The following is a 16,560-nucleotide window of genomic DNA, read 5'->3' on the forward strand; positions in this document are numbered from 1 at the left end:
AAATAATAATAAAGTGTTTTACAGCTTATCCTATTTCATCATGCTCGTTGTCTTCCCATCTTAAAAATGCCCAAAACTGTAATTTATCCATTTTTAAAGGAAACTTATGATTGATATACTCTTCTTCACAGTCCTTAATATGTGGAAAGTCAGCAAGTACCTCTGTACAAGCTACGCTCAGCATTTCTATTTCATCGTCTGTCGGTTCCCGTTAAAATAGCCTTTCCAGTATAACGTTTCATTTTCTAACTTGACTGCGAGTCCCCTTAATTTGTATGGAATTGCCCCCAATAAAGCGTAATGGCAACTGATGATTAAATTATTCAATGCCGAATCCATATTTTCAATATTCACCTCAGTATATTAAGCTTTTTCTAAAGTATACCCTTCCTCACAAGATTGAGCTGAGCTAAATCGTTCCGGCTATTCATGGGAACGTTGTAGAAGTAAGGAAAAAGGTTCACTCATTTTAAAAGGGTTCTTTAATATCCGCAATCTTTATCTCTACACTCTTTTTTCATAACAGCGTCAACACTATGACTCATTATCTTATCATTAGACGGATCGTATATACCATCAAATTTATTATTTTTATCTTTATTATAATACCCAAACACCTGTACGCCCCCATTGGATCTATTTCATATCTATCCTCGAACTGAACACTATCTATCCCTTCATAATTTGACTTCAAGAATTTTTCCATATGTATTTTTGCAGTTTTAAACTCTTCAATTTCTTCATTATGTTGTGCGTTGTTCTTCACAATAAAACCTCCGACTGCTATAATTACTAAAGCTAGAATAATAAGGTATTTTTTCAAAGTTATTCATCCTTTCAAGACCATTTTACACTAAATTTGCGAGGGTTTGTATGAGTAAAAACATAAAAGTTCCAAATTTGTCGGATAGCACATTTTATTCATTAAGCAGAAATGCGTATAAGTATGATCAACTTAAAGAAAAGTTAAAACGTAACACGCCAATTGTAACAGAAAACAAGATTGGTTGGTACGTTGAGCGCGTTCGAAACGACGACGACACCGGACTTGATGCGGTTGTTCTGTCACAAGCCGAAAAGAGAAATGGCAAGTGGGTAAAATCCGATAACCCGAAAAACGTCGTTGTAGCTTTTGCTGGAACAGATCCAGGAAAGGACCCGTTAAGTGACGTAGAACAAGCGGACGTTAACCATATTGTCTTAGGAAACGATCCTAAAGATAAAACACAATATGTCGTCAAGAAAGATGCGAAAGATACATCTACGACACTTGGGAGATATACTGGTTCGATGGAACAAACTGCCATGCTTGAGTCCGGAGATTATAAATTAATTACAAAAACATCGCAAATCGATCAAGCCGATCAACTTGTGCGGGAAGTCAAACAAAAGTATAAAGGTACCTCAACGATTATTTCAACAACCGGACATTCTCTCGGCGGCGCAGAGGCGGAATACAGCGCAGTCAACAATGATATTTACTCTGTTTCATTTAACAGCCCATCAATTGTAAAATTACATTCAGAGGAAAAACAAAAGGAAATTAATAACAGAGACTATCACCCTTATGTAAAGTCAATTGTCAATCCGGATGATATGGTCGGTGCCGGTTGGTGGGACGAATTTGATCGCCACAATGGAACTACTATTTACACAAAAGATCCTTCTATCGCAATGGCTAATCGCGAAAAAGGCTTGACGGTAATAAACTCCAACAAGTCGGAAGAAACCTTCTGTATTTCGCAAATACGCTAATCTTTCAAAATCCCGATACACACTGGGTCGGCAGCAATAATTTCTCTTTCGACGAAAACGGCAACGTTCAAAATATAGAGGGCGATGAGCTCGTTTATGACAAAAATTTAAAAGCGATGCTCCCACCGGAAGTTGCATCCGGAAGTGGCGCAATTAAAGTAACACCCGCAGTTGCCAAACAGCTCGCGCAAAAAGTAAATGTGATGATCAACGATCTGCGGACGATGAAACGCGAAGCCGAAAACGCTTATCAGGAACACGACGCTGCGATCAACGACCTGAAACACGATACCTACCGTCAAGTCGGCCACGGTCTATACGACAAGCTGACACTCGAAGATGTAAACAATACGCTGAAAAACCTGGCGCAGTCGTTTGACAAAAAAGGCAATCCGCTCTTTTACGATGTTCATGCCGAAAAAGCGTACATCGCCTCATTACAAAATACGATTTCAGATTTAGAAGACATCAGCAGGTACCTTGCTCAGATCGCAAAAGATTTTAAATCAAAAGATAAAATGCTGGCAAACTGGCTTAAGCTTTAGGAGATGACATAATGGAAAATTTCAATAAACTAGCCTCACTCAACAACTTAAACGGTGATCAAGAAGATACGCTCCTCATACGGCGCAATCAGCTTCAAATGCTGAAAACGGGCATGAGGGTATCAGCCGCAACGAAGCTTGAAGGCATTAAAACGACACTAAGACCGAAGTTTAAGATAGACGATATACAAAAAGAAATGAACAGCGTCTATTCATCGCTTCTCTACAGCTTTGAAGGAAAAGCGCAAGAGGCGCTTGCTCAACGAATCAGCCAAAGCGCCCAGCAGCTTATTAACACGGAGCAGGACGGAGAAAGTTTTGTGAATGGATTTAAGACGAGATGAAGGCGCCTTAATTGGCGTCTTATTTTTATTTAAATCTAACAACATTCTCTTTTCTGTTTTCACCACACTAATCGTCTTCGGTCTTCACCTCAAATAACTCCTCGACTTCAACCCGAGTCTTCACGTTATGGGCAAAGACATGCCAATCGGAAGCTGTTTTATTGTCTCCTTGTTGACACATATTCCTTTATGGTACGTATGAGCTTTTTCACCCTAGGATTTATTTGACGATATGGTTCTGCTGAGTTCCGGTTAACTAACGCATAACCAGCGTTTTTCAATTCATTGACTGTCTCGAACCTGCGTTCATATAAGCTATCGTTCGAGACCCTTTAAGCTTGATCTTTTCGTTTGGCGGAAGCCGCAAATGTCCAAAAGAGGTGATGTATACTCCGCTGACGTATTTCTTTGCTTAGCTTTATAAACGCTTGTCTAAAATCAAAAAGGTATCATACCATAACAACAATAAAATTACCTTTATCAATATTTTTTTATTGTAAAACGATAAATAATGTGTTAAATTCAAATCGACAAAATAAGTGAGGTGCTTTTAATGAAACGGGGATCAACACTCTTTTTAAAGATGTCTGTTATTCTTATTGGAATCCCAGTTCTTGCTTTGTGCATATTTTTCGTGCCGAAGATAGCGAATTTTGCAGCTGATTTGTATCCAGATATTTCTTATCTGAAATATCTCGTTTATATCGATTTGTATGCAGCGGCGATACCTTTTTACTTTGCTCTGTATCAAGCCTTTAAACTTTTAAGCTATATTGACCACAATAAAGCTTTCTCGAAATTGTCTGTACGGGCTTTAAAGAATATAAAATACTGTGCAATCACCATCAGTATTTTATTAGCGGCAGGCATGCCGCTCTTCTATCTCATCGCGGAGATGGACGACGCTCCTGGCATCATACTAATCGGACTGGTCCTTATTTTTGCTTCAATGGTTATCGCCGTCTTTGCTGCTGTTCTCCAAAGGCTATTGCAAGAAGCGATTGATATAAAATCAGAAAATGATTTAACAGTCTGAGGTGAAAACAATGGCAATTATTATCAATATTGACGTGATGCTTGCTAAAAGAAAAATGAGCGTAACGGAACTTTCTGAGAGGGTTGGAATCACAATGGCGAATCTTTCTATATTAAAAAACGGAAAGGCAAAGGCTATTCGATTATCAACTTTAGAGGCGATTTGCAAGGCTTTAGAATGTCAACCCGGAGATATTTTGGAATACCGAAGTGATGAAGACACCCATGATTAAAAATTTAGCCTATTCGGCGGTGATCTTATGCGCATACCCGTAAATCTGTTTAGCTGCAATACTAAGCTGGCCTCGCATATATTCAGAAAAAAACTTCGGAGGCACACATGATGAGAGCACTAAATCAACTCGTTCGTTTTGGTTGGGAGCAGTCCTTGTCATGTTTATTTCCTGTCGTTATTTTTGCCTCTTTGGCAATTACACAAATCATCCCTCTTCCCTTCCTGCCGCGGTATGACTGGCTGCTCATTATCTGCCTTCTCATGCAGTGGTGGATGGTGTATTCCGGGCTTGAAACACGGGATGAACTAAAGGTGATCACATTGTTCCACCTTATTGGACTAGCTCTTGAACTTTTCAAGGTGCAAATGGGCTCCTGGTCTTATCCAGAGGAAGGTTATTCCAAAATCTTCGGAGTACCTTTATATAGCGGCTTTATGTATGCAAGTGTCGCCAGTTATCTTTGCCAGGCGTGGAGGAGGCTTAAGGTTGAACTGGTTAAGTGGCCGCCGTTTTTTGTCGTTGTACCTCTTGCCGCTGCGATTTATTTGAATTTTTTCCTCCATCATTATTGGATTGACGTCCGCTTTTGGTTATCTGGACTTGTAGTAATTGTCTTTTGGAAATCATGGGTCATATACGAGGTTAATGGAATTCGTTACCGTATGCCGCTCGCACTTTCTTTTGTGCTCATCGGATTTTTTATATGGATAGCCGAAAATATCGCAACGTTTTTTGGAGCCTGGACATATCCAAACCAAACCAGCGCGTGGAGTCTCGTTCATCTAGGAAAAGTGAGTTCATGGCTCTTACTAGTGATTGTCAGCTTTCTAATCGTGGCCACATTAAAACTGGTTAAGGAGAAAGATTCCACTAGAGTGGATGCCGGTCAATTTTTATAACTCTTTATTTTAAAGGGTATCAAGGAGTTTATGACGCCATAGTTGGCGTCTATTTTTAGTATTCGCAATCTTGGTCTCTGCATTCTTAGCTCATTATCTTATTATTTGTCGGGATGTATATACCGTCATGTTTTCTTCAATGATTTCCCATATGTATTTTCGCAGTTTTAAACTCTTCAATTTCTTCATTTTATCGGTCGCACTTGGCTATGTATCATTATTATGTATCTTTTCCCCCTCAAAATAGAGCGCCTTGATTTGCCTGCATTAAAGTTCGATTAAATCAAGCATTTAATGATGGTACACCTTTGTGTATAATTAGAAGAATATTTTGATATTTATTGTTTTTAAGGGGTGGGATAGTGATGGAAAAACACGAATATGATTGGGTGAAACAAACAAGACAGATTTTACTAGACCAGTGTAAAGTATTGAATAAAAATGATTTTACAAAAGAGTTTGGATTTGGTTTTCAAAGTATAAGAGATTCTTTAGTTCATGTGGCTGGTTGTTATCATGCTTGCCTGGGTTCTTTTGTGCTTTCAAAAACAACTTCACCACTCATAACAAAGGAAGCACTCCATAATATGCAGATAGAAGATATTCAACGTTATTTTCAACAGGCTGATATATATGTGGATACTGTGTTTGAACAATTCACTGAGAAATTTGATGATTTTATCGAAAAAGAGCCTTCTTGGAAAGCGGGCAGTGGAATCGTAAAAAAAACACCACACCAATTACTAGTCCATTCTATTACGCATGAGTTTCATCATAAGGGGCAAATTGTAGCAATGTTACGGTTGCTTGGTTATATTCCTAATAATACAGATATTTTGGGACTGCCTGAAAAAGAATTTTCTATAGATCAATAATAGATAACAACTGCGTATCTGTTACGTTCAGGCCACTGTGTAGACTAAAAGATATGCTGGACGGCCTGAAAATAGATCACGCCTTATCTCAATTTGTCAAACAACAAGAGGAATTCAATAAAATGATGCTGGAACGCATTGAACTTTTTGAGCAACGGCAGAAGGAAAGAGACGAAATGCTGATGAAATCCCTTCGTGAATCCCAGGAAACTCAAAAAATGCTGGCCGCCGTCCGCAAGAAAAAGTGGTGGCAATTCTGGAAATGATCTTCCTTGTTAAGTTTATTGAATGAACTAGTGAAAATATGGGGTGAAACTTTAAAACAAAAAAGTGATAATAAGAGAAAAACTCTCATAATGGAAGGATAACTATCTGAATGAATTAAAGAAGTTAACAAATTTACCTCGGATATCTATAATAATTCCTTTCACACTCGTGATAACAGCGTCTTTAATTTTTTCTAAAAGCTTTTTCAATAATAAAGAAATACAAACTCTCTCTCAAAATTGCTTTAATTCAGGAGGGAATCCCACTGTAGAATTAGGGACTCTTAATTTAGATTATTCATTCGAATGTATAAAATAAAAGTTAAAACACGCGACAAGGGATTGCGCAAGGAAGACAATGCGCTGCTTCTTTCGACATGGACGGCCAGTATGCCGGCGTTATGGAGTTTATGCCTTAGGATGCGCGGCGGAAGCTACACGCTGAGAGAAAAGACGTCGAAAGAAACGGAGAAGTACGTTTATATTGAGCCGGTTGGGTGCCGCGTCAAACACCGGGTCAAGACTGAAAACGGATTACTGCGGATTCCTTCGTTCCTTGAATGCGTTGAATTGAACGCACTATTGTCGCATTCTAATAGTTGGAGGTTGAGGCCGAATGGTTTACGAAACAAGAGGCTATGATACGACGATTGTTTACGATTATAAAGAGTATCCTGACGCCATTACGGGGGCTGCGATAACTGCGATTATACGCTGTTTAAATTTCGGCGAAGGACGGCGTTTTCCTACGTGAGTGCCGTCAGTGCGGTATGAAAAAAAGCATATAAAATCTCTAAGACACTGGTTTTCCGGTGTCTTTTTTATTTACAAGACATCATCCCATTCACATCACACTAACTTTTCCCTATTTTATAACATTATGTAAGCCTCATGATAGCCTTTTCCTTATATTGGTACAATTAATCTATCAACTACATATTCAAACAAATGAAAGGGAGATGCGAAGATGAAAAAACTCGTCATAACAACGACTGTTGCTTGTATGTTCGGCACATGTTTAGCGCCTTTTACTTCCGAAGCGCAAGCTAAGACAGACTCACAAATTCAACTAGACACGTTGACAATTGAGGAAGAAATGGAAACGCAACAAATAGCCGAGGACTTAAAGTTCATTTTTGGGGAAGCCTCCTCAGAAGTTGACGGAAAGTTCGTCATCAATAAGGATATGGTCGCGGAAAAATTCGGTCAATCGTCCGTTGCTACAGTGGAAGCATTTGTTAAACTTGTTAATGGAGAGGAGCTTACTGCGGAGGATTTAAAAGGCGTTCCCGATCCCCAAGCTAATTCTAGTCAATTTCAAACGGCTTCATGGTGGGGATGTCTTAAAGAAAAAATCATTGATTTTACCGGCTTAGGATTTATTGGCGGCGGCCTGGAAAAGATGCTTAAAAAGAAACTTTGGAAAAAAGCCGCGACTGAGATAATCAAGATTGTCGGGAAAAATGCAATCCGCGGTGGCGTCCTTGGATTAGCCGGAAGTCTTGCATGGTTTAGTGTGCGGTGCATCGGAAAATAAAGAGAACAAAGGGGATGTTATCATATGGCTAAATACGGGTCATTCTTTATAATTACTTTGGTGCTGCAATTGATTTTGTTTTTTGTTATAAAAAAAGACACAGGCGTGACTATTATCGATATGGTGGTAATGTCCTTACTGTTAGCGCTCTTCTCATTTATCTTAGACAAAGTCCTTAGAAAAGAAAAATCAGCATGAAAATAAAAGACAGGCGCCAATTACGGCCCCCTTTTTCGTTTATACGAACGATAAAGGTTGCGTAGTTAGAGGCGAACTAGCGAACGAAGACGTTAACGAGGCGAGCCGAGATTACATCTTTTTCACAATATGAATTGCGTGTCATATTATGCCCATTCCGTTAAAAGTGATAATTCAACTTCTAAAAAAATAACCCCGTCTATAAAGACGAGGTCACTCCGGTCACACATCGATCACAAACCCTCACTTCTCCTGCACCTCTTACCGATTATCAATCGTTTCCGGATACAGATCATGATTCATCATCCGATACTCGGCCATTTTTTCATACTTTGTGCCGGGCTTGCCGTAGTTGGTGTACGGGTCGATTGAGATTCCGCCCCTCGGTGTGAATTTGCCCCAGACTTCGATGTAGCGCGGGTCCATCAGCTCAATTAAATCGTTCATGATGATGTTCATGCAGTCTTCATGAAAATCGCCGTGATTTCGGAAACTGAAGAGATACAGTTTCAAAGACTTGCTTTCTACCATTTTTTTATCAGGGATGTAGCTGATATAGATCGTGGCAAAATCGGGCTGGCCGGTTTTCGGACACAGGGATGTGAATTCAGGGCAGTTGAATTTCACGAAGTAATCTCTGTTTTCGTGTTTATTCGGGAAAGACTCAAGCACTTCCGGAGAATAGTCAAACAAATAATTGGTGCCCTGATTCCCAAGAAGGGTTACGCCTTCGAGTTCTGAATCTTTTCTTGTGGTCATCATTCATCTTCCTTTCTTAAATCAAACGCCTCGTTTGTTACCCCAGATCAGGGTGTGGAGCTGCGGGAGAACGCGGACGCGGTTCAATTCAGGGTCGCGCGTGACCGCTTCTACCAGCTGTTCATACTTTTGAAGCAGCCGTTCGACGAGCCGCTCTTGGTCTTCTGTATGAACGTCGTCATTTCCGACTTGGAGAAAGAACGGGACATCGGGATAACGCTGGTGAACTTGCTTGGCAAATTGAAGGTCTTCCGCCGTGAATATGACGACCTTCAAACTTGCCGCTGCCGTTCGGCCGTGCTCTTTCAGTTTTTCAACAATATGATCAAGCTTGTTAAAATCGGTTTTCATATTGGAGCTCGGCGGCTTTGGCGAAATTGTTAAATCATCGATTCCGGCAAACCAGTCTTGATAAAACGTCCCTTGCGTCTCAAGCGCTGTCTGTATACCGTTTTCTTTTAAAAGGGAAATCAGTCCGTCCAGCTGTTTTAAAAGCGCCGGGTTGCCTCCTGAAATCGTAACGTGCGAGAAGGCGTTTCCGCCGATGTCTTTAAGAGATTCGTATACTTCTTCCGCGGTCATCCATTTGATGTCTTTTTTCGCCGAACCGTCCCAGGTAAAAGCTGAATCGCACCAGCTGCACGAATAGTCACAGCCGGCCGTTCTGACAAACATCGTCTTTTGCCCGATGACCCTCCCCTCTCCCTGAACCGTCGGACCGAAAATTTCAAGTACGGGAATCGGCTTAGCCATGCTGAACACCCGGTTTCGGACGGTAGACGACATAGCTTGTCGGCGTTTCCCTGACAAACACCTGAACGCAATGCGGACGGTTTTTGAGATCTTTCAAATAAGCCTCTGTTTTATCGTAAATCGTTTTCGCCACCACTTCTGTCGAAGGGATCTGATCCGCGCTTTCACCCGAAAATTCCTGATGGTCATTTAAAAGCGTATGATCGTATTCCCCGTGGATCAATTTTTTAATGGTGCTGAAGTTGACAAGGAATCCTGATTCATTCAATTCATCCCCGGCAATCGTGATATTGATTGTATACGTATGGCCGTGGACTCTGCTGCATGCGCCCGCATCCTCTCTCGGAATAAAATGCGCGGCTGACATCTGCATATCTTTATTTAGTTCAAAAGAGTAAGGATGGCTTGGTTGCGGGTAAATTTGTGTAAGCACTGTTAAGCTCGCTCCTTTTTCATTTTCATATATTCATTGTAGCCATTCGCTCGAAGCTTGCAGGCCGGGCATTCGCCGCAGCCGTCGGCAATGATTCCGTTGTAGCACGTCAGCGTCTCGTTTTTCACGAAATCAAGCGCATCAAGCTCATCGGCGAGCTCCCACGTTTCCGCCTTGTTCAGCCACATCAGCGGCGTGTGGATGACAAACGGGCGTTCCATCGCCAAGTTGACAGTGACATTGCAGGATTTGACGAACTCATCCCGGCAATCCGGATAGCCGCTGAAATCCGTCTCGCATACGCCTGTTATGATGTGCCGCGCGCCGACCTGGTAGGCGAGGATCGAAGCGAACGATAAAAACACGAGGTTGCGTCCCGGAACAAAAGTGGACGGAAGTTCGCCTTCTTTCGCCTCAATCTCGATATCATCCCTTGTCAAAGCATTCGGCGCGAGCTGATTTAACAGTTCCATATCAAGCAGATGATGCTTGACGCCAAGCTTTTCAGCGATCTTTTTCGCGACTTCGATTTCCTCCCGGTGCCGCTGATTATATTGAAAGGTGACCGCTTCCACCTCCTGAAATTGCCGAAGCGCCCACAAAAGGCAAGTCGTACTGTCCTGACCGCCGCTGAATACAACGATCGCTTTTTCCTGTTTCATAATTCCTCCTTCTCCGCTTTTCGTCAGCATTTCATAAAAGAAGAGATTCACTGATATTTAAACGAAAAAAACACCTTTCTCTGTGAGAAAGGCGTTCTAGCAAAAAAACAATAAAAAAGGCCATACCCCAAGGATACAGCTTTCCTTAGTTTTTTATAGAGGGTTTTGCTAGAACCTCTCCCGCAGTGTCAAGCGGATTTTGTTTCAATTTTCCTTCGCCATCTTATCACAAATCGCACGTTTCGCCAAGTGCAATGCCTGCCATTCAACGCTCAGGCACCCTTTTGACGATCAAAAAGAAAATAAAGACGAGGCTCAGCTGGCCGAACAAAGGATAAATGGTCGATATCAGCTTTCCGTAGCCGATCTGTCCCGTCAAGTAGATTGTCAGCAGGATGAACATAAATACATACAGGCTTTTCATATGAAGATATTCATTAATCTGCTTTTCAAGACCATATAAATTGCCGATGACCGATGTGAAGACTTCCCCGAAAATGATAAACAGATAGATGATATGGACAGAATGCTGGACAATGAATACGACCTGCGCCATCGGAACTTCATATAAAAGGACATCAGGCAATGTTGAAAGAGACAGAAAGCTCGCGATCAACACAAGGGTAAGCAGACACCCTCCGATTAATGCTCCTTTTATAATGAGCCGTTCAGATTTCAGTTCAGAAGCGATCGGCACGAGAACCGCCTGTGCGAGCGATAAATTAAAAGCGCCGTACGAAACAGCGGATAAAATCCAATCGGGTTTGGCCGCCGAGAATGCCGCCAAATTGTGAATCTCCCCCCCTCTGAAAATAAACGAATCAAACAGGACGATGACTGTGAACAGGAGCAGCAGCGGAACGACAATGACATTGACACCGAATATCCCTTTGACGCCCTTCATCATGACAAACAGACTCAGGGCAATCGTCGCAATCATCCCCGCTTGGTTTGAAAAGCCGAGCTGCTCCTCAAATATCGCCCCCGCTCCGGACAGCATGACAGACGTCACCCCGAGCAAAATCACGAGCATGAAGACATTGACAAATTTCCCGAGCGTATGGCCGAATAAATATTGATTCAGCTCCTGATAAGATTTGGCATTGATTCTGACCGCAATCAGCATCATTTTTGTGCCGAGAAATGTAAACATCAGTCCGCTGATCAAAATTCCGGCCAATCCCGGCCAGCCGAATCTTAAAAAAAACTCGACGATTTCTCTTCCGGTTGCAAATCCGGCTCCCACGACCGTTCCTACATAAACAAATGCCAGCTGAAAGGCTGATCCTTGTGATTGACTCATACGACTCCTCCGTAAACGAATTCCCTTTCTACACCATATGAGCCATGTCCTTTAAAAAGAAGGACAACTTCTCATTCAGGAACAAAAAGGAAAAAGCATAGAACTTGAAAGTCAAAGAAGGTCAATGTATACTAATAGTCAGAAATGGTCAAACTGCAGACCATTTTTTCAAAGTCAATTGGTCAAAAAAGGTCAAATTCAATAAAGGGGGTTTTGGCAAATGCGTTGTCAACATTGTCAAAAAAATGAGGCGACGATTCGCCTGAACATGCAAATCAACTTTACAAAAAAACAAATGGATTTATGTGAAGACTGCTATAAAGAGCTGACTCAGCCTTCTATGTTTTCAGGAAATCATTTTTTTGGCGGCGGAGGTTCTTTCTTCAGCCAGCCATCACAAGCGCAGACGCAAACCGCTGCCAAAAAAGGCTTGCTCGATGAGCTTGCCGTCAATTTAACGAATGCCGCAAAGACCGGTTTAATCGATCCGGTGATCGGCCGCGATGATGAAGTGGCCCGTGTGATCGAAATTTTAAACCGCAGAAATAAAAACAACCCTGTCTTAATCGGTGAACCGGGCGTCGGTAAAACAGCCGTCGCTGAAGGACTTGCTCTCAAAATCGCCGAAGGCGATGTTCCAAATAAATTGAAAAACAAAGAACTTTACTTGCTTGATGTCGCTTCCCTCGTAGCCAACACCGGCATCAGAGGACAATTTGAAGAAAGAATGAAACAGCTGATGAAAGAGCTGAAAGAGCGCAAAAACGCGGTCTTGTTTATTGACGAAATTCACCTTCTTGTCGGAGCCGGCTCTGCCGAAGGCTCGATGGACGCCGGCAACATTTTAAAACCTGCGCTTGCCAGAGGCGAACTGCAAGTCATCGGCGCTACGACATTGAAAGAATATCGCCAAATCGAAAAAGATGCAGCGTTAGAGCGGCGCTTCCAGCCGATCATGGTGCATGAACCGACAATTGAGCAGACCGCGGCGATTTTAAACGGGCTGAAAGAAAAATACGAAGCGTATCACGATGTAACTTACACGGATGAAGCGATCAAAGCCTGCGTCGTTCTGTCCAGCCGCTATATTCAGGACCGTCATCTTCCCGACAAGGCGATCGACCTTTTGGATGAAGCCGGTTCAAAAGCGAACTTGAAAATCGACACGGCCAGCGGTGAACAAGCTTCCCAACGCCTGAAAGAAATCGAAGCGGAAAAAGCCAAAGCGCTGCAGGAAGAAAACTATGAGCTTGCAGCAAAGCTCCGCGATGAAGAAGAAGCGCTGCACAAAAAAATGGAAAACCATACGGCAGAAAAACGGGCAACCGTTAAAGCGGAAGACATTCAAGCGATCATCGAACAAAAAACAGGCATTCCGGTCGGCAAGCTTCAGCACGACGATCAGAAGAAAATGAAAGAGCTTGAAGCGAACCTTTCAAGCCGCGTGATCGGTCAAAAAGAAGCGGTAAAAAAAGTGGCAAAAGCCGTCAAAAGAAGCCGCGCCGGCCTGAAATCAAAAAACAGGCCTGTCGGTTCATTCCTGTTCGTCGGCCCGACAGGTGTCGGTAAAACAGAACTTTCTAAAAGGCTTGCGGAAGAACTGTTCGGCACGAAGGATGCCGTCATCCGCCTCGATATGAGTGAATACATGGAAAAACACGCCGTATCGAAGCTGATCGGTTCGCCTCCTGGATATGTCGGCCACGAAGAAGCCGGACAACTCACCGAAAAAGTCCGGAGGAACCCGTACAGCATCGTTTTGCTTGATGAAATCGAAAAAGCCCATCCCGATGTCCAGCACATGTTCCTGCAAATCATGGAAGACGGACGTCTGACAGACAGCCAGGGACGGACGGTCAGCTTTAAAGATACTGTCATCATTATGACAAGTAATGCCGGAGTATCTGAAAAGCGGACAACCGTCGGTTTTAACCGGGAAGAACAAGTAATGGGCGAACAATCAATGATTGATTCCCTAAGCGGCTACTTTAAGCCGGAATTCCTGAACAGATTTGACAGCATCATCGAGTTCCAGCCGCTCGAAAAAGAAGATCTGATCAAGATTGCCGACCTCTTGCTGGAAGAGCTTGAAGAAACGTTAAAAGAGCAAAACATGACGCTTGAAGTTTCAGATGAAGCAAAAGAAAAAATCGCTGAAATCGGATACCATCCGGCCTTCGGCGCCCGCCCATTAAGACGAACCATTCAAACAGCGGTCGAAGATCAAATGACCGATCTGCTGCTTGAAGAAGAACACATTAAAGGTTTTGCGGTTATCGTTGAAAACAATGAAATCCTGGTGAAACCAACCGCATAACACACACAACGGCCTCCAATTGCGGAGGCCGCTTTACATACAACGTAAGAATCACAAAAATTCTATTTTTTAACATTAAATAACCCTAAAGTCCCTTTTCACCATGATTTTGAAACAATTTAAGAAACACCCTAAAGTTCCTATCGCGCAACACCGATATTAACGATAGAAAAGTTAGTTAAAGGAATTGGTGAAAAAATGGACAAAACATCGTTAATTGGAATCATCTTAGCTATCATCGGAGTAGGTGTCGGCATGGTCATGAAAGGTGTCAGCCCTTCCGTTCTCGTCAATCCCGCGGCATGGCTGATCATCCTTGTCGGGACAATCGCAGCAGTTGTGATCGCTTTTCCAATCCGCGAGATCAAAAAGGTTCCCAAGCTCTTCGGCATCTTGTTCAAAGAGAAGAAGATGATCGAAATCAACGAATTGATCCCGATGTTTTCCGAGTGGGCGCAAATCGCAAGACGCGAAGGACTTCTCGCTTTGGAAGCAAATTTGAATGAGATCGATGATGAATTTTTGAAAAACGGCATGAGCATGGCAGTAGACGGCCAAAGTGCCGAATTTATCAGGGACGTTTTAACTGAAGAAGTTGAAGCAATGGAAGAAAGACATCATGTCGGAGCGGGCATTTTTACCCAGGCGGGCACATACGCGCCGACACTCGGCGTTTTGGGCGCTGTTGTCGGACTGATCGCCGCGCTTGCGGATATGAGCGACACTGAAGCGCTTGGACATGCGATCAGCGCCGCTTTTGTCGCTACTCTTCTCGGGATCTTCACCGGATATGTACTATGGCATCCTTTTGCCAATAAATTAAAGCGGAAATCCAAACAGGAAGTCAAAGTCCGCGAAGTCATGATTGAAGGCATCCTTTCGATCTTGGAAGGCCAGGCGCCAAAAGTCATTGAACAAAAGCTTTTGATGTACGTCTCTCCAAGCGAACGCTCCAGCATCGTCATCCCAGAAGGAGACAAAGGAGACAGCAGCAATGGCTAGAAAAAAGAAGCACAAAAAAGACCATGAAGAACACGTGGATGAGTCTTGGCTCATCCCATATGCCGACCTGCTGACACTGCTTTTGGCCTTGTTCATCGTACTGTTTGCCATGAGCTCGATCGACGCCAAGAAGTTCGATATGCTGTCTAAATCATTCAATGCCGTATTTACTGGCGGAACAGGAATGATGGATTATTCCAGCTTCACTGAGCCGAAAACGAGCACAACCGAAGATGGAAAAAGCCCTGACCAGGCAAAAGATCTCACTCAAGATCAAAAAGAAAAAGACAAGCAGTCGCTGAAAAAAATTCAGGAGCAGGTCAACCGGTTTATTAAAGAGAAAAATCTTGAAAAACAGGTCAATACGAAGCTGACAGACGAAGGCCTCCTCCTATCCATCGAGGATAATATCTTTTTTGATTCCGGAAAAGCGGAGATCCGCCAGCAGGACATTCCGCTGGCCAAGGAAGTATCCGACCTCCTCGTCTTGAATCCGCCCCGCAATATCGTAATCAGCGGACATACGGACAATGTGCCGATTCGAAATTCTCAATTTAAATCCAATTGGCATTTAAGCGTGATGCGGGCTGTCAATTTCATGGGGCTTTTAATCGAAAATCCCAAGCTTGACGCCAAGATATTCAGCGCGAAAGGCTACGGGGAATTTAAACCGATCGCTTCAAATGACACCGAAGAAGGAAGAAGGAAAAACAGACGTGTTGAAATCCTCATCCTGCCGATCGGCCAGGAAAACTTGAATAAAAAAGAATAGGAAGCTGCCTTTTGGCAGCTTCCTTCAGATTGTTAATAAAATCCCAAAACGGCTCTTAGTTTTGGGATTTTGTCATCCTTTCAGCGTGATTGAAAACCCTTGCAGTCTAGGAAGGCCGAGCATCGGAGCGGAGCGAATGTTGGAATTCGTGAGCACCGACGCGCAGGCCTGACAACGAATGCGAGGGTTTGTCGACACGCTGTAGGAAGCTGCCTTTTGGCAGCTTCCTTATTCTTTGCCCTTATAAATATTTCTTGCGTTCAGTCCGACTTTCTTCAGCATTTCGATGCAGGCTTCTTTCTCCTCATCGCTTAACACGCTGATCATGTGGTGAAGCTCTTCTGCATGACCCGGAAAAATCTTCTCCAGGAGCTTGGTGCCTTTATCTGTAATCTGCGCATAGGTCACCCTGCGATCGGTCGCACAGGCTCTTCTCGCGATCAGCTCCTTTTGCTCAAGCTTGTCAACCACATATGTAATACTCCCGCTCGCCAGAAGAATCTTATCCCCTATTTGCTGAAGGGGCTGATCCCCTTTATGATAAAGGAGTTCTAAAACAGCAAACTCGGTTGGATTCAGACCATGATGATGAATATGTTTATTCATATGATCATTAATGGATCTGTACGCTCGAGATAATACAATAAATAATTTCAAGGACTGTTCCTGTTCTCTATTACTCATATCTCTCATCTCCAAAGAAACAACTACAGGAAAACATTAATAAACTATGAGGAAAATGTCAACTGTTAACATTCAAACCATGTTATGATGAGTAGGAATCGAACATCAAATAGATATATCCGGAAATTCCCCGGTATTGTGTCCTATTTTCACGGTATTGGTTATCTTTTCTATAAATCGGCTCT

Annotated in this window: 18 protein-coding genes, 3 pseudogenes and 1 riboswitch; of the genes and pseudogenes, 13 read left to right on the forward strand and 8 right to left on the reverse strand. The window is 42.8% G+C overall.

The annotated features are described in order from the left end of the window. Window positions 1–25: 25 nt before the first annotated feature. Window positions 26–339: pseudogene (locus tag QMZ64_RS23290) on the reverse strand (MafI2 family immunity protein). 205 nt (window positions 340–544) lie between these two features. Continuing rightward, entirely contained in the window at window positions 545–766 is a 222-nt protein-coding gene (locus QMZ64_RS07345; protein ID WP_483298498.1) for a hypothetical protein, read from the reverse strand. Between the two features lie 107 nt (window positions 767–873). Here QMZ64_RS07345 and QMZ64_RS07350 point away from each other — a divergent pair. The 10 genes and pseudogenes from QMZ64_RS07350 to QMZ64_RS07395 all read left to right on the forward strand — a co-directional run bounded on the left by QMZ64_RS07350 (window position 874) and on the right by QMZ64_RS07395 (window position 7,690). Then, window positions 874–2,300, forward strand: a pseudogene (locus tag QMZ64_RS07350) (lipase). An 11-nt stretch (window positions 2,301–2,311) separates the two neighbouring features. Then, window positions 2,312–2,644 carry a hypothetical protein gene (locus QMZ64_RS07355; RefSeq protein WP_020451163.1) on the forward strand — a complete coding sequence of 111 codons (333 nt, stop codon included), beginning with the start codon at window positions 2,312–2,314 and terminating at the stop codon, window positions 2,642–2,644. 553 nt (window positions 2,645–3,197) lie between these two features. Next, window positions 3,198–3,680 carry a DUF2975 domain-containing protein gene (locus tag QMZ64_RS07360; protein WP_301441217.1) on the forward strand — a complete coding sequence of 161 codons (483 nt, stop codon included), beginning with the start codon at window positions 3,198–3,200 and terminating at the stop codon, window positions 3,678–3,680. Between the two features lie 10 nt (window positions 3,681–3,690). Continuing rightward, window positions 3,691–3,912 (forward strand): helix-turn-helix domain-containing protein, encoded by a 222-nt coding sequence (locus QMZ64_RS07365; protein ID WP_020451161.1) that lies wholly within the window; start codon window positions 3,691–3,693, stop codon window positions 3,910–3,912. A 110-nt stretch (window positions 3,913–4,022) separates the two neighbouring features. Further along, window positions 4,023–4,814 carry a DUF817 domain-containing protein gene (locus QMZ64_RS07370; protein ID WP_023857306.1) on the forward strand — a complete coding sequence of 264 codons (792 nt, stop codon included), beginning with the start codon at window positions 4,023–4,025 and terminating at the stop codon, window positions 4,812–4,814. Between the two features lie 365 nt (window positions 4,815–5,179). After that, a complete protein-coding gene (locus tag QMZ64_RS07375) occupies window positions 5,180–5,689 on the forward strand; it encodes a DinB family protein (protein ID WP_301441218.1) in 510 nt (169 codons plus the stop codon). A 53-nt stretch (window positions 5,690–5,742) separates the two neighbouring features. Further along, window positions 5,743–5,955 (forward strand): DUF3967 domain-containing protein, encoded by a 213-nt coding sequence (locus QMZ64_RS07380; protein ID WP_301441219.1) that lies wholly within the window; start codon window positions 5,743–5,745, stop codon window positions 5,953–5,955. A gap of 616 nt (window positions 5,956–6,571) precedes the next feature. Next, a pseudogene (locus QMZ64_RS07385) lies at window positions 6,572–6,743 on the forward strand (DUF8096 family protein). 179 nt (window positions 6,744–6,922) lie between these two features. Next, window positions 6,923–7,492, forward strand: coding sequence for a hypothetical protein (locus QMZ64_RS07390; protein WP_101560800.1), 570 nt, complete (start codon window positions 6,923–6,925; stop codon window positions 7,490–7,492). Window positions 7,493–7,516: 24 nt separating this feature from the next. Next, window positions 7,517–7,690 (forward strand): hypothetical protein, encoded by a 174-nt coding sequence (locus QMZ64_RS07395; protein ID WP_180806801.1) that lies wholly within the window; start codon window positions 7,517–7,519, stop codon window positions 7,688–7,690. Window positions 7,691–7,951: 261 nt separating this feature from the next. On the opposite strand, the gene queF is transcribed toward QMZ64_RS07395, so the two are convergent. From queF to QMZ64_RS07420, 5 genes are all read right to left on the reverse strand, one after another. Continuing rightward, on the reverse strand, window positions 7,952–8,449 hold the full coding sequence (gene queF / locus QMZ64_RS07400) for a preQ(1) synthase (RefSeq protein ID WP_009328607.1): 498 nt from the start codon (window positions 8,447–8,449) through the stop codon (window positions 7,952–7,954). A 21-nt stretch (window positions 8,450–8,470) separates the two neighbouring features. Then, the gene (gene queE, locus QMZ64_RS07405) at window positions 8,471–9,202 is read right to left on the reverse strand and encodes a 7-carboxy-7-deazaguanine synthase QueE (RefSeq protein WP_265627191.1); all 732 of its coding nucleotides are present in this window, start codon (window positions 9,200–9,202) and stop codon (window positions 8,471–8,473) included. After that, complete coding sequence (gene queD / locus QMZ64_RS07410; protein WP_243940007.1) at window positions 9,195–9,635, reverse strand: 6-carboxytetrahydropterin synthase QueD; 441 nt, start codon at window positions 9,633–9,635, stop codon at window positions 9,195–9,197. Before queD ends, queE begins: the two co-directional genes overlap by 8 nt. A 2-nt stretch (window positions 9,636–9,637) precedes the next feature. Beyond that, window positions 9,638–10,297, reverse strand: coding sequence for a 7-cyano-7-deazaguanine synthase QueC (gene queC, locus QMZ64_RS07415; RefSeq protein WP_020451152.1), 660 nt, complete (start codon window positions 10,295–10,297; stop codon window positions 9,638–9,640). A gap of 139 nt (window positions 10,298–10,436) precedes the next feature. Beyond that, window positions 10,437–10,481, reverse strand: a riboswitch (PreQ1 riboswitch). Window positions 10,482–10,562: 81 nt separating this feature from the next. Continuing rightward, window positions 10,563–11,600 (reverse strand): YkvI family membrane protein, encoded by a 1,038-nt coding sequence (locus tag QMZ64_RS07420; protein WP_065644015.1) that lies wholly within the window; start codon window positions 11,598–11,600, stop codon window positions 10,563–10,565. Between the two features lie 220 nt (window positions 11,601–11,820). Here QMZ64_RS07420 and QMZ64_RS07425 point away from each other — a divergent pair, with 220 nt between their 5' ends. From QMZ64_RS07425 to motB, 3 genes are all read left to right on the forward strand, one after another. Further along, window positions 11,821–13,917, forward strand: coding sequence for an ATP-dependent Clp protease ATP-binding subunit (locus QMZ64_RS07425; protein WP_265627192.1), 2,097 nt, complete (start codon window positions 11,821–11,823; stop codon window positions 13,915–13,917). A 198-nt stretch (window positions 13,918–14,115) separates the two neighbouring features. Then, window positions 14,116–14,919: a flagellar motor stator protein MotA gene (gene motA, locus QMZ64_RS07430; RefSeq protein WP_265627193.1), complete on the forward strand. Its 804-nt coding sequence runs from the start codon at window positions 14,116–14,118 to the stop codon at window positions 14,917–14,919. After that, window positions 14,912–15,691 (forward strand): flagellar motor protein MotB, encoded by a 780-nt coding sequence (gene motB / locus QMZ64_RS07435; RefSeq protein WP_243940001.1) that lies wholly within the window; start codon window positions 14,912–14,914, stop codon window positions 15,689–15,691. The genes motA and motB overlap by 8 nt, the downstream gene beginning before the upstream one ends. 228 nt (window positions 15,692–15,919) lie before the next feature. Here motB and mhqR read toward each other — a convergent pair whose 3' ends face one another. Next, window positions 15,920–16,375 (reverse strand): MarR family transcriptional regulator MhqR, encoded by a 456-nt coding sequence (gene mhqR, locus QMZ64_RS07440; RefSeq protein WP_020451147.1) that lies wholly within the window; start codon window positions 16,373–16,375, stop codon window positions 15,920–15,922. Window positions 16,376–16,560: the final 185 nt, after the last annotated feature.

Origin of the sequence: Bacillus sp. LB7 (assembly GCF_030449715.1) — a bacterium.
Classification (GTDB): Bacteria; Bacillota; Bacilli; order Bacillales; family Bacillaceae; genus Bacillus; species Bacillus paralicheniformis.

What these genes read in the sequence shown, in the direction of transcription:
- QMZ64_RS07355 (WP_020451163.1), top strand. Translation starts at nt 2,312, where the DNA reads ATGGAAAATTTCAATAAACTAGCCTCACTCAACAACTTAAACGGTGAT.
- QMZ64_RS07395 (WP_180806801.1), top strand. Translation starts at nt 7,517, where the DNA reads ATGGCTAAATACGGGTCATTCTTTATAATTACTTTGGTGCTGCAATTG.
- queC (WP_020451152.1), bottom strand. Translation starts at nt 10,297, where the DNA reads ATGAAACAGGAAAAAGCGATCGTTGTATTCAGCGGCGGTCAGGACAGT.
- mhqR (WP_020451147.1), bottom strand. Translation starts at nt 16,375, where the DNA reads ATGAGTAATAGAGAACAGGAACAGTCCTTGAAATTATTTATTGTATTA.
- queF (WP_009328607.1), bottom strand. Translation starts at nt 8,449, where the DNA reads ATGACCACAAGAAAAGATTCAGAACTCGAAGGCGTAACCCTTCTTGGG.
- QMZ64_RS07365 (WP_020451161.1), top strand. Translation starts at nt 3,691, where the DNA reads ATGGCAATTATTATCAATATTGACGTGATGCTTGCTAAAAGAAAAATG.
- queE (WP_265627191.1), bottom strand. Translation starts at nt 9,202, where the DNA reads ATGGCTAAGCCGATTCCCGTACTTGAAATTTTCGGTCCGACGGTTCAG.
- QMZ64_RS07380 (WP_301441219.1), top strand. Translation starts at nt 5,743, where the DNA reads ATGCTGGACGGCCTGAAAATAGATCACGCCTTATCTCAATTTGTCAAA.
- QMZ64_RS07420 (WP_065644015.1), bottom strand. Translation starts at nt 11,600, where the DNA reads ATGAGTCAATCACAAGGATCAGCCTTTCAGCTGGCATTTGTTTATGTA.
- motB (WP_243940001.1), top strand. Translation starts at nt 14,912, where the DNA reads ATGGCTAGAAAAAAGAAGCACAAAAAAGACCATGAAGAACACGTGGAT.
- QMZ64_RS07370 (WP_023857306.1), top strand. Translation starts at nt 4,023, where the DNA reads ATGAGAGCACTAAATCAACTCGTTCGTTTTGGTTGGGAGCAGTCCTTG.
- QMZ64_RS07390 (WP_101560800.1), top strand. Translation starts at nt 6,923, where the DNA reads ATGAAAAAACTCGTCATAACAACGACTGTTGCTTGTATGTTCGGCACA.
- QMZ64_RS07425 (WP_265627192.1), top strand. Translation starts at nt 11,821, where the DNA reads ATGCGTTGTCAACATTGTCAAAAAAATGAGGCGACGATTCGCCTGAAC.
- QMZ64_RS07375 (WP_301441218.1), top strand. Translation starts at nt 5,180, where the DNA reads ATGGAAAAACACGAATATGATTGGGTGAAACAAACAAGACAGATTTTA.
- motA (WP_265627193.1), top strand. Translation starts at nt 14,116, where the DNA reads ATGGACAAAACATCGTTAATTGGAATCATCTTAGCTATCATCGGAGTA.
- QMZ64_RS07360 (WP_301441217.1), top strand. Translation starts at nt 3,198, where the DNA reads ATGAAACGGGGATCAACACTCTTTTTAAAGATGTCTGTTATTCTTATT.